The 15,095-nt window shown below is 66.8% G+C and carries 18 protein-coding genes; 8 read left to right on the top strand and 10 right to left on the bottom strand.

Annotated elements, in window-relative coordinates; translation table 11 throughout:
• Position 1 precedes the first annotated feature (1 nt).
• The 7 genes from FJQ54_RS02555 to phaR form a co-directional block, all read right to left on the bottom strand.
• Complete coding sequence (locus FJQ54_RS02555; protein ID WP_235890288.1) at positions 2-1,654, bottom strand: long-chain-fatty-acid--CoA ligase; 1,653 nt, start codon at positions 1,652-1,654, stop codon at positions 2-4.
• A 7-nt stretch (positions 1,655-1,661) separates the two neighbouring features.
• On the bottom strand, positions 1,662-2,210 hold the full coding sequence (locus FJQ54_RS02550; RefSeq protein WP_140926813.1) for a YceI family protein: 549 nt from the start codon (positions 2,208-2,210) through the stop codon (positions 1,662-1,664).
• The gene (locus FJQ54_RS02545) at positions 2,210-2,794 is read right to left on the bottom strand and encodes a cytochrome b (protein WP_140926811.1); all 585 of its coding nucleotides are present in this window, start codon (positions 2,792-2,794) and stop codon (positions 2,210-2,212) included. The genes FJQ54_RS02550 and FJQ54_RS02545 overlap by 1 nt, the downstream gene beginning before the upstream one ends.
• A complete protein-coding gene (locus tag FJQ54_RS02540) occupies positions 2,791-3,408 on the bottom strand; it encodes a YceI family protein (RefSeq protein WP_207790340.1) in 618 nt (205 codons plus the stop codon). The genes FJQ54_RS02545 and FJQ54_RS02540 overlap by 4 nt, the downstream gene beginning before the upstream one ends.
• A gap of 136 nt (positions 3,409-3,544) precedes the next feature.
• Positions 3,545-4,294 carry a SapC family protein gene (locus FJQ54_RS02535; protein WP_140926809.1) on the bottom strand — a complete coding sequence of 250 codons (750 nt, stop codon included), beginning with the start codon at positions 4,292-4,294 and terminating at the stop codon, positions 3,545-3,547.
• 125 nt (positions 4,295-4,419) lie between these two features.
• A complete protein-coding gene (locus FJQ54_RS02530; RefSeq protein WP_140926807.1) occupies positions 4,420-5,814 on the bottom strand; it encodes an FAD-binding oxidoreductase in 1,395 nt (464 codons plus the stop codon).
• 10 nt (positions 5,815-5,824) lie between these two features.
• Positions 5,825-6,415, bottom strand: coding sequence for a polyhydroxyalkanoate synthesis repressor PhaR (gene phaR, locus FJQ54_RS02525; protein ID WP_140926805.1), 591 nt, complete (start codon positions 6,413-6,415; stop codon positions 5,825-5,827).
• A 98-nt stretch (positions 6,416-6,513) separates the two neighbouring features.
• Between phaR and FJQ54_RS02520 the strand changes: the two genes are divergently transcribed.
• From FJQ54_RS02520 to FJQ54_RS02510, 3 genes are read left to right on the top strand one after another with little or no spacing between them, the layout of a single operon-like run.
• Positions 6,514-7,575, top strand: coding sequence for an alpha/beta fold hydrolase (locus FJQ54_RS02520; protein WP_140926803.1), 1,062 nt, complete (start codon positions 6,514-6,516; stop codon positions 7,573-7,575).
• A 42-nt stretch (positions 7,576-7,617) separates the two neighbouring features.
• Positions 7,618-8,790 carry an acetyl-CoA C-acetyltransferase gene (locus tag FJQ54_RS02515; protein WP_140926801.1) on the top strand — a complete coding sequence of 391 codons (1,173 nt, stop codon included), beginning with the start codon at positions 7,618-7,620 and terminating at the stop codon, positions 8,788-8,790.
• Positions 8,790-9,410, top strand: a complete 621-nt coding sequence (locus FJQ54_RS02510) for a hypothetical protein (protein ID WP_140926799.1) — start codon at positions 8,790-8,792, stop codon at positions 9,408-9,410. The genes FJQ54_RS02515 and FJQ54_RS02510 overlap by 1 nt, the downstream gene beginning before the upstream one ends.
• On the opposite strand, the gene FJQ54_RS02505 is transcribed toward FJQ54_RS02510, so the two are convergent.
• Positions 9,402-10,034: a glutathione S-transferase family protein gene (locus FJQ54_RS02505; protein ID WP_140926797.1), complete on the bottom strand. Its 633-nt coding sequence runs from the start codon at positions 10,032-10,034 to the stop codon at positions 9,402-9,404. The genes FJQ54_RS02510 and FJQ54_RS02505 overlap by 9 nt on opposite strands.
• A 247-nt stretch (positions 10,035-10,281) precedes the next feature.
• On the opposite strand from FJQ54_RS02505, the gene FJQ54_RS02500 reads away from it, so the two are divergent.
• The 5 genes from FJQ54_RS02500 (at position 10,282) to FJQ54_RS02480 (ending at position 14,229) form a co-directional block, all read left to right on the top strand.
• A complete protein-coding gene (locus FJQ54_RS02500; RefSeq protein WP_181159948.1) occupies positions 10,282-10,806 on the top strand; it encodes a GNAT family N-acetyltransferase in 525 nt (174 codons plus the stop codon).
• A gap of 73 nt (positions 10,807-10,879) precedes the next feature.
• On the top strand, positions 10,880-11,482 hold the full coding sequence (locus tag FJQ54_RS02495; protein WP_140926793.1) for a DUF1285 domain-containing protein: 603 nt from the start codon (positions 10,880-10,882) through the stop codon (positions 11,480-11,482).
• Positions 11,466-12,059 carry a CoA pyrophosphatase gene (locus FJQ54_RS02490; RefSeq protein ID WP_140926792.1) on the top strand — a complete coding sequence of 198 codons (594 nt, stop codon included), beginning with the start codon at positions 11,466-11,468 and terminating at the stop codon, positions 12,057-12,059. Before FJQ54_RS02495 ends, FJQ54_RS02490 begins: the two co-directional genes overlap by 17 nt.
• A complete protein-coding gene (locus FJQ54_RS02485) occupies positions 12,056-13,252 on the top strand; it encodes a CCA tRNA nucleotidyltransferase (RefSeq protein WP_140926790.1) in 1,197 nt (398 codons plus the stop codon). The genes FJQ54_RS02490 and FJQ54_RS02485 overlap by 4 nt, the downstream gene beginning before the upstream one ends.
• On the top strand, positions 13,252-14,229 hold the full coding sequence (locus tag FJQ54_RS02480; RefSeq protein ID WP_140926788.1) for an LLM class flavin-dependent oxidoreductase: 978 nt from the start codon (positions 13,252-13,254) through the stop codon (positions 14,227-14,229). Before FJQ54_RS02485 ends, FJQ54_RS02480 begins: the two co-directional genes overlap by 1 nt.
• Here FJQ54_RS02480 and FJQ54_RS02475 read toward each other — a convergent pair.
• Positions 14,226-14,507: a hypothetical protein gene (locus FJQ54_RS02475; RefSeq protein ID WP_140926786.1), complete on the bottom strand. Its 282-nt coding sequence runs from the start codon at positions 14,505-14,507 to the stop codon at positions 14,226-14,228. The two genes, FJQ54_RS02480 and FJQ54_RS02475, sit on opposite strands and share 4 nt — an antisense overlap.
• 68 nt (positions 14,508-14,575) lie before the next feature.
• Positions 14,576-15,070, bottom strand: coding sequence for a c-type cytochrome (locus FJQ54_RS02470; RefSeq protein WP_140926784.1), 495 nt, complete (start codon positions 15,068-15,070; stop codon positions 14,576-14,578).
• Between the last annotated feature and the right edge of the window lie 25 nt (positions 15,071-15,095).

The raw sequence follows: 15,095 nt of genomic DNA, 5'->3' as shown, positions 1-15,095 counted from the left end.
CTCAGGCTGCTGCGGCAGCCTTCGCCCGCTCTTCCGCTTCCAGTTCCTTGCGGCTCAGCTTGCCGATCATCGTCTTGGGCAGGCTGTCGCGGATTTCCACGGCGACCACCCGTTCATGCTTGCCCAGATGGCCGTTCAGCCATTTCAGCAACTGCTCGGCGGTGGCATCCGAACCGGCCTTCAGCGTCACGAAGGCCTTGGGGCGCTCGCCCAGATAATCGTCCGGCACGCCCAGCACGATGGCCTCGCTGATCGCCTCATTGGTGTAGAGCACATCCTCTACCTGGCTGGGGAACACCTTGAAGCCGCCGACGATGATCATGTCCTTCAGCCGGTCGACGATGCGGTAATAGCCGTCCTCGTCCACCTCCGCGACATCGCCGGTGCGCAGATAGCCATCCGCGAACACGTCCGCATTGTCGCGCTTCCAATAGCCCTTCATCATCTGCGGGCCACGGAACGCCAACTCCCCGTTCGCGCCGGGCGGTGCCATTTTCGAGGGATCATCCTTGTCCAGCAGGCGGATCAGCGTGCCCGCCAGCGGCTGGCCGATGGTGCCGGGCTTGCCGCCGGAATAGGGGTTGGCGCACACCACCCCGGAGCTTTCCGTCAGGCCATAGCCCTCGATCAGCTTCGCGCCGGTCGCCGCCTCGAACGCGGTCTGCACCGGCTCCGGGCATGGCGCGCCACCGGAAATGCAGATGCGGATCGACGAGAGATCATATGTCTTAAGATCGGGGTGATCGAGCAGCGCGCGATACATGGTCGGCACGCCCGGCAGCGCGGTGATCTTCGCGCGCTGGATCGCTTCCAGCGCAGCCTTCACTTCGAATTTCGGCAGCAGCACCATCTGCGCACCCTTCAGGATGGTGCGGTTCATGATGCAGGTGTGGGCGAAGATGTGGAACAACGGCAGCGCCGCAAGAATGCGATCCGGCGCGTCCGGCTGATCGTCCATCGCGTTCACCTGCTGCGCGTTCACAGACAGGTTGGCGTGCGTCAGCATCGCCCCCTTGGGTGTGCCTGTGGTGCCACCGGTATATTGCAGCAGCGCCACTTCCTCAGGCATCACCGGCTGGCCGTGCGGTTGATATTCCGTGTGGGCGAGCAGGTCCGCGAACGGAATGTGGCTTAGGTCCGTCCGGAACGGCGTGCGCTCGCTGCCCTTGAACAGCCGGTAGAGCAAAGATTTCGGGAAGGGCAGCGCTTCGGCCACATTGCCGATCACCAGCCCCTTCAGCCGGCTGTTCTGCAGCACCGTCTCGATGGTGGGCAGCAGCGCTTTCACGTCCAGCGTGACCATCAGGTCCGCCTCTGCGTCTTCCACCTGCACGCGCAGTTCGTCTGCGGTATACAGCGGCGAGAAATTGGCGAGGCGGGCACCCGCCGTCCATGCGCCATAGGCGGCGATCACATAATGCGGGCAGTTCGGCAGGAACAGCCCCACGGTGGAGCCCGGCCCGATGCCCCGCGCGCGGAACCCGGCCGCCGTGCGGCGCACCTGAGAGGCCAGTTCGGCATAGCTGGTGACGCGCCCCATGAAATCGATGGCGGGTGCCTGCGGCACGCGCGCGGCGGTGCGGAACAGCAGGTCGGGCATCCAACTCGGCTCGAACACCGTCTCGAACGGTGTCGGGTGATCATATCTGGGCATTGAACAATCAGGGCTTTCGGGTTGCTGTGATCCGCACCTTGATCGGAACCGGGAAGGCGACCCAGGCTCCATCGGCGTCGCTGTCCATCCCGATCTTGAATGATCGGCGGTCCAGCATCGTCTGGCCCGTCATCACGGCCGTATTGCCGTTGATGGCGAGCGTGAACGGCAGGGAAACGGGCACCGCGACGCCGCGCAGCGTCAACGTGCCTTTGGCAAGATACTGGCCCGGCTTCACCTGCGTGATGCTGGTGGAAACGAAGCGCGCGGTGGGGTTCTTCTTCACATCGAACCAGTCGGGGCCGGGTAGGCTTCCGTTCACCGTCTTGTCTGCTGTGGTGGCGGCGGACAGATCGATCACGGCCTCCACCCGCGCGTCGGCCAGCTTCGCGGGATCGAAGCGGATCTGCGCGGTGAATTTGGGGAATTTCCCCTCCACCGCCTTTCCGTTCCATGTCGGCGCGAACGCAAGGCTGGATTGCGCGGGCACCACCGCCCAATCGCTGGCGGCGGCAGGCGCGGCGGCCAGCACCACTGCTGCGAACAGGGCGCGCATCAGGGCTGCTTCCGGCGCAGATAGGGCAGCATGCGCGCCAGCACATCATCCCGATCGAGGAAATGATGCTTCAGCGCGCCGCCCACATGCAGCACGAACAGGGCCACGCCGAACCATGCCAGCAGTTCATGTGCTTCCGATGCGCCGCCGCTGATCGCCTTGCTGGTGCCGATGGGCAGGTGCGGCCATTCGAACAGGCCGAACCACATCGTCGGGAAGCCCAGCGGGCTTGCCGACACCATCACCCAGCCGGACAGCGGCAACAGGATCATCACCGCGTAGAAGCCCCAATGCGTCAGCTTCGCCAGCAGCCGCTCTATAGACGTCATATGCGCGGGCAGCGGCGGCGTGCCCGCGAACAGCCGCAGGGCAAGGCGCAGCAGGCTGAGCACCAGCACCGTCAGGCCGAAGCTCTTGTGCAGTTGCACGATGGCAAAGCCCAGCTGCTTTTGCGCGGCCGTGGCATCGGGTTTCAGCAGATCGTCCATCAGCAGGCCGCCCGCGAAATTGCCGATGATCATCAACGCGATCAGCCAGTGCAGCGTGATCGCCGCGGCACTGTAGCTGCTGCGCGCGGCCGTCATTTCTTCAGGAACTCAAGCTCGATCAGCACGGTGATTTCATCGCCCACCGGCCCCAGCAGGAAGTTGGAGCCGAAATCGGAGCGTTTGAAGCTGCCCGTGGCGCTGACACCCAGCACCGGCACCTTGCGCATCGGATGTTCCTTCGCGCCGTTCAGCGTGACGTCCAGCGTAACGGGCTTCGTCACGCCCATCAGCGTGAGGTTGCCCGTCAGCTTACCCGTCGTCTTGCCGGTGGCCTTCAGGCTGGTGGACTGGAAGGTGATGGTGGGATGCTCGCCCGCCATCAACACCTTTTCCGCGATCACCTTGTCGAAATCCTCCTTCTCGGGGAAGGGGAAGTCCGTTTTCACCGAGCGCGGATCAATGGTGACAGACACCGACGAATTCGTCACCACTTTGGGATCAAGGTTGATGGTCGCATCGAAACCGGTGAAGCGGGCGGTGTAGTATGACAGGCCGAGGTGGTTGATCTTCCATGTCAGGCTGGCGTGCGTCTTTTCAAGCACATACTCGCCCGCCGGCACGGAGAGCGGCGCGGCCTGCGCCAGAAGGGGCGTGACGGGCGCAAGCGCGGCGAAGGCCGCGACCACCAGCATCGAACGGATTTGCTTCATCGAAAGAGGCTCCCCACCTGCGAAATATGTGTGAATGGTAAACGCCATGGCCCCGACCGGCAAGTGCGGTCGGGTCACGACGTTCGAAGCAATTGACGGCCGCCCTGAGACGCCCGGAATTCGGCGGCCCCCGCGATCAGGCGGCAGGCAGGCCCGGGTTGGCGATCGCGAACAGGCTGCGCATCTGCGACAGAGAGAACAGGTGCGCGTACACAAGGCCGAGCATGCCGTTCTGCACCATCTTGCGGGCCTGATCGCCGCGCAGGTTCTGCAGCTTCTGCTCGTCCACCATCTTGAAGCCGGCGAAGGTCGCGGGCTGCTCCATCCCCGGATTCTGGATCTGCGCCTGACCGTCCATCAGCAGACCCAGCTTGTTCAGCTCTTCCATGAAGCTCTTGGTGCGGGCAATCGCCTGTTCGAATTGCTCGCAGAATTGCAGGATGTTCTTCGTCACATCGGTCGGCTGCTTGTCGGCGTCGAACATCTTGCTTTCAAACTCGGGGCCGACAAGGCCGGTGGTGTCGTCGAACACCAGGCTCAGCACGTTGGCGTCCGGCGTCAGGCGCGCCAGCATGAAGGGGTGGCGGCGGATATAGGCCGGGATATAGGCACCCGGCGTCCAGTTGCCCTCGGCGTCGACGAACAGATTCTCGCCTTCGCGCAGGCCCACCAGCGCCAGCGGCACGCCGTCTGTGCCTTCCGAGAAGACGATCGGATAGTTGCGCTGGCACATCACGAACTCGTCCACGGTGATCGGAACGGCATGGGTGCCACGCGCGAACGACAGTTCGGTGCGCTCGCCAAGGCCCCAGTCCGCATGCAGGTCAGACGTCAGCGGAATCAGGTTGTTGTAGAAAAGCGGAAGCTGGGCGGGTTGGCTGGCCATCTGGAAATCCTGCTTGGTTGGCTTCGGAACGGCACCCTGCCCCCTCTGGCGCGGGCGGTGCCAACTGTTGGCGGCGGCTCTAGCGTGGGCGGGTGCCCTGCGCAAGCAAGCGCATCCCGCTGCCCTCAGGCAAAAAGCTTGGCCGGGTTCATGATCCCCTGCGGGTCCAGCGCGGATTTGATCGCCCGCATGGCCGCCAGCTTGGCCGGATTGCCCAGCCGGGCCAGTTCGGCAGCCTTCAGCGTGCCGATGCCATGTTCCGCCGAAATGGAGCCCTGATGCTGCGCGATCAGATCGTGCAGCAGATGGCGCGCCTGTTCGCCCTCCTGCTTCAGCCACAGCGGCTGCGCGCCGGGCGGCGGCAGGATGTTCCAGTGCAGATTGCCGTCGCCCAGATGTCCGAACACGAACGGGCGGGTGCCGGGATAGGCAGCTTCCAGCATCTGAACGGCCTCTGCGTGGAAGGCCGGAATATCGGCCACGGCGACGGAAATGTCATTCTTGATGGAGCCGCCATCGCGCTTCTCGGCTTCCGGAATCGTCTCGCGGATCAGCCACATCGCCTCTGCCTGTGCGTCCGACGCGGCGATTGCGGCGTCTTCCGCCTCCCCCGCTTCGATGGCCGCCATCAGCACGGATTCGAGCATGTCCGAAGGCCCGCCCAATTCGATCAGCACATGATAGCGGTGCTTGCCCTGCAACGGCGATTTCAGCGCGGGCATATGGTGCAGTGTAAGCTCCAGCGCTTCAGCCGCGATCAGCTCGAAGCTCTCCACCGTCTCCCCGGCTTCGGCGCGAAGGCGTTTCAGCACCGCCAGCGCCTGCTCGGGGCTGTCCAGCCCCACCCAGCCGGTGCTGCGCGCCACCAGCGCCGGAGACAGCCGCAGCGCCACACGGGTGACGACGCCCAGCGTGCCTTCCGCGCCGATCAGAAGCTGCTTCAGATCATAGCCGCTGTTGTCTTTCCGCAGCGCGGACAGCTGATCCAGCACCGATCCATCCGGCAGCACCGCTTCCAGCCCCAGCACCAGCGCCCGCATCGTGCCGTGGCGCAGCACCTGCACGCCGCCTGCATTGGTGGAAACCAGCCCGCCGATGGTGGCGCTGCCCTTCGCCCCCAGCGAAAGCGGGAAGCGGCACCCCGCCTGCTCGGCGGCCTCATGCACATTGGCCAGAATTGCGCCCGCGCCTGCCACCAGCACAAGGCCCGCCGGATCGATCGATTCGATGGCGTTCATGCGCCGCAGCGACAGGATCACCGCCGGGCCGTGCGGGGCCGGTTCCGGCACCCCCCCGCCCACAAGCCCGGTGTTGCCGCCCTGCGGCACCAGCCCCACGCCATGGCGGCCCGCCCATTCCACGATGGCGACCACCTCGGCCGTGCTGCGCGGCAGCAAAAGCGCATCGGCACTGCCGGTCTTCTGGCCGCGCCAGTCCGTCAGGTGCGGGGCGAGATCATCGGGCGCGGTGCGGACGATGTCAGCGGGAAGTTCGGCAAGCGCCGGAGACAGGCTGGACACGGATGCGGCTTCAGTCTTTCACCAGCTTTTCGATCTTGGCCTGAAGCGCCTTCAGTTCGGCCTTGAGCGCCTTCACATCGGCTTCGGATTCGGCCGGTTCGGCTTCCGGGGTTTCCGCCTTGGGCGCGCCCGGAACGCCGGGAACGCCTGCCGCACCCCAGATATCCGTGGCGGCCTTCATCATCGCCATATTCTGCCGGGCCAGCGCTTCGAACGGGTTGGAGCCCCCCGCCATCATGCCCATCATCGTGCTGCGCACCTGTTCCTGGTTGCGGCGGAACGCCTCCATCGAGGCTTCCAGATAATGCGGCACCATCGATTGCATCTGATCGCCATACATGGCGATCAGCTGGCGCAAAAAGCTGACGGGCAGCAGCGTCGTGCCGCGATTCTCCTCCTCGACGATGATCTGGGTGAGCACGCTGTGCGTGATGTCGTCGCCCGATTTCGCGTCCACCACCTTGAATTCACGGCCCTGCCGCGTCATCGCGGAAAGATGTTCCAGCGTGATATAGCTGGAGCTTTCAGTGTCATACAGACGCCGATTGGCGTATTTCTTGATGATGACGGGGGCGGTATCGCCTTCGGGAGATTGAGCCATCTGATCCGATCCGGAAGAAAGACTGATGAATGAAACGGGACTTAGCATGTGCAACATGAGGCCGCAAATGCAGCTTGTGCGCTTTTCTGCTGCGCAGCATGGCTGAGCCTCGTTCCGCACGCGGACGCGGGCCGCATCCGCTGCCGCTGTTCCTGTCGCTCGCCAGCCGTTCGCTTGCGGAACAGCCCGAGCGGCTGAAAGCGGTGCTGGAGGGGCTGAATCGCTATCAATCCGCCCCCGTTTCGCCGCCGATGCCCGCAATGGCGGAATTGCTGCACCGGGGCGGCGTGCGAATCATGGAAGTGGGCGGCCCGGCGGATGCCCCTCCCCTGCTGGTGATCCCGTCGCTCATCAACGCGCCTGCCGTGCTGGATCTGGCACCGGACAAATCGCTGGTGCGCTATCTGGCGGATGAAGGGCATCGCGTGCTGCTGGTGGATTGGGGGCAGATGGGGCGCAGCGAACGGCGGCTGGGGCTGGCGGGGCTGGTGTCTGCCCGGCTGATGCAGCTGCTGGCGCAATTGCCGGGGCCGGTTTCGCTGCTGGGCTATTGCCTTGGCGGCACGCTGGCGATTGCGGCGGCACAACTGCTGGGGCCAAGGCTGGGGCGGCTGGGGCTGATCGCCGCGCCATGGCATTTCGATGGCTTTTCCGCGCAGGCCCGGCGCGGCGCGCTGGAGACATGGGCCTCGATCCGCCCGCTGTCCGCGCAGCTGGGCGCGGTTCCCGTCACCTTGCTGAACCCGCTGTTCTGGAGCCTCGATGAAGAGGCGGTTCTGGCGAAGTTCGAGGCGCTCTCCCGCCGCCCGCCGGGCGATCCGCAGATCGGCTGGTTCGCCGCCGTGGAGGATTGGGCGAACAGCGGCGCGCCGCTGCCCATCCCCGCCGCGCGAGACCTGTTCCTGAAAGGCTTCGGCGCGGATCATACCGGCACCGGCCGCTGGAAGGTGGCGGGGCAGATCATTTCGCCGGAGCGGATCAGCGCGCCCATCCTCGATTTCGGCGCCACGAAAGACCGGATCGTTCCCCCGGCCGCCCGGATTCGCCGAAGCGGGGTCGACCGGCGCGACGTTCATTCCGGCCATGTCGGCATGGTCGTCGGCTCCGCCGCGCGCGAAACCCTGTGGGAGCCGCTTTCAAACTGGCTTCGCCATCGCTAGATCAACAGCGAAGAATAAATCCGCGAGATCAGGAGACCAGCCATGACCGAAGTCGTGATCGCAGCCGCCCGACGCACCGCCGTGGGCAGTTTCCTCGGCAGCTTTGGCAGCACGCCCGCGCATATTCTGGGGAAAGCCGCCATTGAAGCCGCGCTGGCAGACGCGGGCGTGACCGGTGCCGATGTTGGCGAAGTGATTCTGGGGCAGGTGCTCACCGCAGCACAGGGGCAGAATCCGGCGCGGCAGGCCTCCATGGCGGCGGGCGTGCCGCAGGAAGTGCCCGCTTGGGGTGTCAATCAGGTGTGCGGATCGGGCCTCCGCTCCGTGGTGCTGGCGGCGCAGGCGATCCGCAACGGCGATCACAAGGTGATGGTGGCCGGCGGACAGGAATCCATGTCGCTCTCCAACCACGCGCAGGCGCTGCGCGCCGGGCAGAAGATGGGCGCGCTGGAACTGGTGGATACCATGATCAAGGACGGCCTGTGGGACGCCTTCAACGGCTATCACATGGGCGTCACCGCCGAAAACATCGCCGAGCGGTATCAGATCAGCCGTTCCGCGCAGGATGAATTCGCCACCGCCAGCCAGAACAAGGCGGAAGCCGCCCGCAAGGCCGGAAAGTTCAAGGATGAAATCGTCCCGGTCACACTGAAGGGCCGCAAGGGCGATGTGATCGTCGATACGGATGAATATATCCGCGACGGTGCCACGGTGGAGGCGATGGCCGCGCTGAAGCCCGCCTTCAAGAAAGACGGCAGCGTCACCGCCGCCAATGCCTCCGGCCTGAACGATGGCGCAGCGGCGCTGGTGCTGATGTCGGCCGAGGAAGCTGCGCGCCGGGGTGCGCCGGTACTGGCGAAGGTGAAAAGCTGGGCGTCGGTGGGCGTCGATCCGGCGGTGATGGGGCTGGGGCCGATCCCCTCCTCCAAGAAAGCGCTGGAACTGGCAGGCTGGTCTGTCGCCGATCTCGACCTGATCGAGGCGAATGAAGCTTTCGCCGCGCAGGCGCTGGCCGTGGGGCAGGAACTGGGGATCGATCCCGCCAAGCTGAACGTGAACGGCGGGGCCATCGCCATCGGCCACCCCATCGGGGCTTCCGGCGCGCGGGTGCTGGTGACGCTGCTGCACGAAATGGGCAAGCGCGACGCGAAAAAGGGCCTCGCCACGCTGTGCATCGGCGGCGGCATGGGCATCGCGCTGACCGTGGAGCGCTGATGGCGGCAGGTGAAGCTGTGGGTGGCGAAGCCGGGGCGCTGGCCCCGGCGCGGCTGAACCGCAAGCCCTCGCCGCCGGGCGAGGGCGAGGCGATCCTGTGGCAGGGCCGCCCGCGCATGCTGGCGCGCAAGCTGTGGGAACTTGCCGGGTTCCTGCTGCTGCTGAGCCTGCTGACATGGGCGGCGGTGGAACTGATCCGCCCGCACCTCGCCGGGTCGCAATTCGCGGGGCAGCCGGTGAACCCGTCCCTGCCGCTGATCCTGAGCATGGTGGCGGGAATGGTGATGATCATCGCGCTCCCCGTCTGGCTGCGCTCCAGCGCGCGGGCGCGGGCGCATTACATGCTCACCAACCGGCGGGCGCTGGTGTGGCTGGGCGGCAACGTGATCGCCGAAGCGCAATTGTTCGGGGCGGAGATGGAGGCGGACGCCAGCGAAGTGCGCTTCGACGCGCCGCACATGCTGCTCAGCTGGCGGCTGAAGGACGAAGGCGCGGACAGGCTGCGCTTCGAGCAGATCGCGGACGCGCCCGCCGTCGCGGCGCTGGCAGAAGAACATGGCGCGCGCTGGCTGAACCGGCCGGAAGATCCTCCAGCCGCGCCCGACAGCGCCTCAGGCTGACGACGACGGCCGCGCCTTCATCCGGGCGTGGAAGGCATTGATGTTCGGATGCTCCGGTCCCGTGCGCAAATTCACCCATTTCGCGAAATCGAGACAGACATAGGCGGTGATGTCGGCCACTGTGAAGCGATCGATCGCGACGAACTCGCGCCCTTCCAGCCGCTGCTCCAGCCTGTCCAGCCAGTGGCGGGCCAGCAGCAGCCCGCGCTCCGTCAGGCCGGGGATGCTGGGGGTGGCGGGCATGGTGCCGGCAGCGCCGCGCGTCGCATAGGCTTCGGCCGAATTGCGGAAGGCGGCGGCGATGCTGAACAGGCCTTCGAACTCCATCTGCCGCTGCAGCTGCTCCACCTCCGCCTGTTCCCACGCGGTGCGGCCGAACAAATTGGGTTCGGGGTGCAGCACGTCGAAATAGCGGCAGATCGCCATGCTTTCATCCAGCGTGCGGCCGTCCTCCAGCAGCAAAGTGGGCACAAGGCCGCGCGGGTTGATCGCCAGATAGGCAGGCGAGAGATTCTCGCCGCCCGGGATATCGACCTCCTGCCGGGGCACTTCGACGCCCTTCTCCGCCAGAAAGATGCGCACGCGGCGCGGGTTCGGCGCCTTCACCATGTCATAGAGTTTCATGGGTCTTTTCAATCCTCCCCGCCTGCGGTATAGGCGGCGGCACCATGCAAGGTCACGTCTCTAAACAGCTAATGCTGTCCAAACCGCTGACGCGACGCGGCTGACCGCCGCGCGCCCGCCTTTGGGCGCAGCGCGGCGGGCGGGTGGCTGGCGGCCATCCGGCGGGGCAGAGGCCCCAGCACAAACGGGGCGAGGAACGCCTCCGGAAGTTCAAACTTCCATCATGACCTCGAAACAATTCAAATGCATGGACGTGGCTGTGGATTATCTGTCTCATGATAGCGTGGCGCCCGAACGGGTCGCCGAATTGCTGGACCTCTGCTTTGGCCCCGCCCGGCAGAAGCGCACGGCGAGCCTGCTGCGCGCCGACGCGCCGCGGATCGAGCGGGCGAGCTTCGTTGCGGTGGATGGCGACGAGCTGGTCGGCAGCGTGGAATGCTGGGAACTGGAATGGCGGCACCCGATGGGCGTGCGGCGGATCGCGCTGCTGGGGCCGCTGGTCTCCCACCCCGGTCGGCGTGGCGAGCGTATCGGCGTGCGGCTGATGGACCTGGCGCTGGCCGAGCTGGACGCGCAGCATCTGCCGGTGATGCTGATCGGCGACGAACCCTATTATGGCCGCTGGGGCTTTTCTGCCCGGCACACCGGCGAATGGCTGCTGCCCGGCCCGGTGGACCGCGACCGGCTGCTGCTGCGCACGCGCGCCGGGCACCGGCTGCGCGGCCCGGCGCAGATTTGCGCGGCTGCCAACAGCAGCAGCGCCGCCGCCTGATCCTGCCAGCTTGACCTTGCCAGCTTGACCTTGCCAGCTTGACCTTGGTGGGCATGGCGGCCATGCCAGCCCCATGGTCTCGACAGCGGAACCGATCAGACCTCCCGCGCTGGATCTTTCCCGCGCCAGCCTGGCTGATATCGCCAGTGCCGTGGCGGAAAAGCGGCTGCCCCCTGTCGAGCAATGGAACCCCACCCATTGCGGCCACAGCGATATGCGCATCCGCGCAGACGGCAGCTGGTGGCATGGCGGCACGCCCATCGGCCGGGCGGCGCTGGTGAGGCTGTTCTCCACCATCCTTCGCCGCGAGGCGGATGGGCGGTTCGTACTCGTCACCCCGGTGGAGAAGCTGGACATTGAGGTGGACGACGCGCCGTTCCTCGCCGTGGAGGCGACGAGCGAGGGCGAAGGGCCGGGCCGCACCCTCGCCTTCCGCTTGCTGACGGATGATATCGTGGTGGCGGGGCCAGCAAACCCGCTGCGACTGGAAACCGCCGAGGATGGCACCCCCCGCCCCTATCTGCACGTGCGCGGGCCGACGGAACGGCCGCTGGAAGCGCTGCTGAACCGGCCGGTGTTCTACCAGCTGGCCGACATGGCGCTGGCGGAGCAGGACAAGCTCGGCGGGCCGCTGGGGCTGTGGAGCGGAGGCGCATTCTTTGCCTTCGCTGATTGATCGCGTCCGCTCCGGGCTGCTGAACCCTGCTGGCCCGGTGCTGGCGGGGGATCAGGATTTCGGCAGCTTCGGCACCACGCCCGGCGGGCTTCTGGTGCCCGCCGCCGTGCTGGTGCCCATCGTGCGCGCGCCCGAACCCCGGCTGCTGCTGACGACACGCACCGCCCATTTGCGCAACCATGCCGGGCAAGTCGCCTTCCCCGGCGGCCGGATCGACCCCGGCGATGTCGGCCCGGTGGAAGCGGCGCTCAGGGAAGCGCAGGAGGAAATCGGGCTGGACCCGGCCGCCGTGGAGGTGATCGGTATCGACGAACCCTATCAGACGGGCACCGGCTATCGGGTGCAGCCGGTGGTGGGCAGCATCGAGCCGGACCTGCCCTTCGTGCCCAATCCGCAAGAGGTGGCAGACCTGTTCGAAGTGCCGCTGGACTATGCGCTGGACCCGAAGAACCATGTTCTGCGCGAGGCGATGTGGAAGGGGCGGATGCGGCGTTATTATGTGATCGAATGGGAAGGCCGAACGATCTGGGGGGCGACGGCGGGGATGCTGGTGAACCTGTCGGCGCGGCTCAGATGAGGCGGCTGGACCCGACGCTGTGGCGCGACCGCCCCGGCGTTTCCCGGCTGCTGGAGGTGCTGAAATCGGCTGACGGCGAAACGCGTCTGGTGGGCGGCGCGGTGCGGGACTGGCTGCTGGCGCATCCGGTGGCGGATGTCGATCTCGCCACCCGGCTGACGCCGCCGCAGGTGATCGCGGCGCTGGAAGGCGCGGAGATTCGCGCCGTGCCCACCGGCTTGCAGCATGGCACAGTCACGGCGGTGGCGGGCGGCGCGCCCTATGAAGTGACGACGCTGCGCCGCGATGTGGCCAGCTTCGGGCGGCACGCCGAAGTCGCCTTCACGTCCGATTGGCAGGAGGATGCGGCGCGGCGCGATTTCACCATCAACGCGCTGTACGCGGACCCGCTGACGGGGGAGATTTTCGACTGGTTCGGCGGGCTGGACGATCTGGCGGCGCGCCGAGTCCGCTTCATCGGCGAGCCGTTGCAGCGCATCGCCGAGGATCATCTGCGCATCCTGCGCTTCTTCCGTTTCTCAGCACGTTTTTCGCCCGAGCCGGATGCGCAAGGGCTGGCGGCCTGCGCCGCGCGCGCCAACGATCTGATGGCGCTGTCGCGCGAGCGTATCCGCGACGAGCTGCTGAAGCTGCTCGCCCTGCCCGCTCCCGCGCCCACGGTTTCGGCGATGCTGGCGCATGGTATCTTGAAGCCGGTGCTGCCCGAGATCGACGCCGCGCGCGTGGCCGATCTGGAGGCGCTGATCGCAGCGGAAACAGCCGCGCGCGTGGCCCCGGACGGGCTGAGACGGCTTGCCAGCCTGCTGCCACAAGAGCCGAAACTGGCAACGGACATCGCCGCGCGCCTGAAGCTTTCCAACATGGACAAGGGCCGACTGGTGCATGCCGCCTCTCGGGAAGCGGTGCCCGCCGATCCGCGCGCGCTGGCCTATTCGCTCGGCCCCGCCACCACGCTGGATCGGCTGCTGCTGACGGGCGACAGCCGCGCGGCGCACTGGGCCGGGCCGCTGTCTGCCTACAGCCGCCCGCGCCTGCCCGTGTCCGGGAAAGACCTGATCGCCATGGGCCTGCCGCCGGGGCCTGTCGTCTCGCGCAGGCTGGCGGAGGTTGAAACGCGCTGGATCGAGGCGGGGTTCCCGGCGGATCGCAACCGGGTGATGGCGCTGGCGCGCGACGTGCTGGGGATACGCTGATGCGGCTTTCGGTTCTGGATCAATCGCCTATCGCAGAGGGCGGCTCCGGCGGGCAGGCGCTGCGCAATTCGCTGGAACTGGCGGCGCTGGCGGACGACCTCGGCTATCACCGATTCTGGATGGCGGAGCATCACGCCACGCCCGCGCTGGCCTCCGCCTCGCCCGAACTGATGCTGGCGGCGCTGGGCCGGGAAACCAGCCGGATCCGCATCGGCACCGGCGGGGTGATGCTGCCGCATTATTCGCCGTTCAAGGTGGCGGAAAGCTTCTCCATGCTGGCGGGACTGTTCCCCGGCCGGGTTGATCTGGGGCTGGGCCGCGCGCCGGGTTCCGATCAACTGACCGCCTATGCCTTGCAGCAAGACCGGCGGCAGCGGGTGCAGATGGAGTTCCCGCAACAGGTTCAGGAACTTCTGGGCTATTATGACCGCGCCCTGCCGGATCAGCACCCCTTCCGCCACCTCGCGCAGACCCTGCCCTGCGCCGAGGCGCAGCCGGACATCTGGATTCTCGGCTCCAGCCCTGACAGCGCCGAACTCGCTGGCGCGCTGGGCCTGCCCTATTGCATCGCCGATTTCATCGCTGGAGAGGCTCCGTTGCTGGCGGATCGTTACCGCGCCGCCTTCCGGCCCTCCCCCCGCGCGCCCGCGCCGCAGCTGATCGTCTGCTGCTGGCTGGTCGCGGCTGACAGCAGTGCCGACGCGCAATGGCTGGCCGGGCCATCGCGGATGATGTTCGCGCATCTGCAACAGGGGCAGCTGATCGCCGTTCCGCCGCCCGATGTCGCGGCGGACTGGCTGGCCCGCAACCCCGTGCCGACTCCAGCGAACCGCCGCCCCATCGTCGGCACGCCCGCCGAATGCCGATCCGCGCTGGAGGCGAAGGCCGCGCTCTATGGCGCGGACGAGCTGATGCTGGTGAATATCCTGCACGGCCATGCGGACAGGATGAACAGCTACCGGCTGATGGCTGGCTAACCGCCGCGCGGAATCTGCCGCACCATCACCACTTCGTCCACGGCGAAGGCATGGGTGAAATGGCCGCTGCGGGTGGAGGCTTCGGCGATCAGGCCGTCCATGCGGAGGGCCAGCACGCCCTCAATCAGGCAGCCGGAACGGAGCTGGATGCACAGCGTCTCCACCCGGCCGGAGGCGAGCGCCGACCATCCCGTCGCCAGCAGCGAAAGGCCGATCTGCGAAGGCCCGGCCTGTGTACGGCCGCCCTGCCGGAATGTGGAATGTGCACCCAGATCCATCGCCAGCCCCGCCCGAGCCTGTGCCCCGAACGGTTACGGCCGGGCGGTGCGGAAGTTGCGGGGCGGGTTCAGCCGGCTCCGCCGTTGGCCTTCAGATAGGCAATCAGATTCGCCCGCTTTTGCGGATCCTGAATCCCAGCGAACGCCATGGTGGTGCCCGGCACCATGGCGCGCGGGTTCTTCAGATAATCGAACAGCTTGTCCTCGGTCCAGACGATGCCGCTGCCCTTGTTCGCATCAGAATAGCGGAAATCGACGACATGCCCCGCAGTCGCCCCGATCACCCCATGCAGCGAGGGTCCGACGCGGTTTTCACCCGGCTTCAGCGAGTGGCAGGCCTGGCACTGGATGAACACCGTCTTGCCCGCCGCCGCATCGCCGGTGAAATCCGCGAAGGCCTGCGCCGCGACCGGTTCGGGCGCAGCCTCCGGCGCAGCCGGGGGGGCTTCTGCCGTGGCGGATGTGTCGTTGGCCGGGGCCTCCTGCGTCTTGGAGCCGCCGCATCCGGCAAGCAGCAGCAGCGCAGCAGCGGATCCCAGCAAGGCTTGATTACAGATGGTCATCCCGATTCCCCCGATTCCTTGAGAG

The sequence above is a fragment of the Sandaracinobacter neustonicus genome (assembly GCF_006385875.1).
Taxonomy (GTDB): Bacteria; Pseudomonadota; Alphaproteobacteria; order Sphingomonadales; family Sphingomonadaceae; genus Sandaracinobacteroides; species Sandaracinobacteroides neustonicus.
The sequence above is the reverse complement of the archived record's forward strand: the minus strand, read 5'-3'. Positions and strand labels throughout refer to the sequence as shown.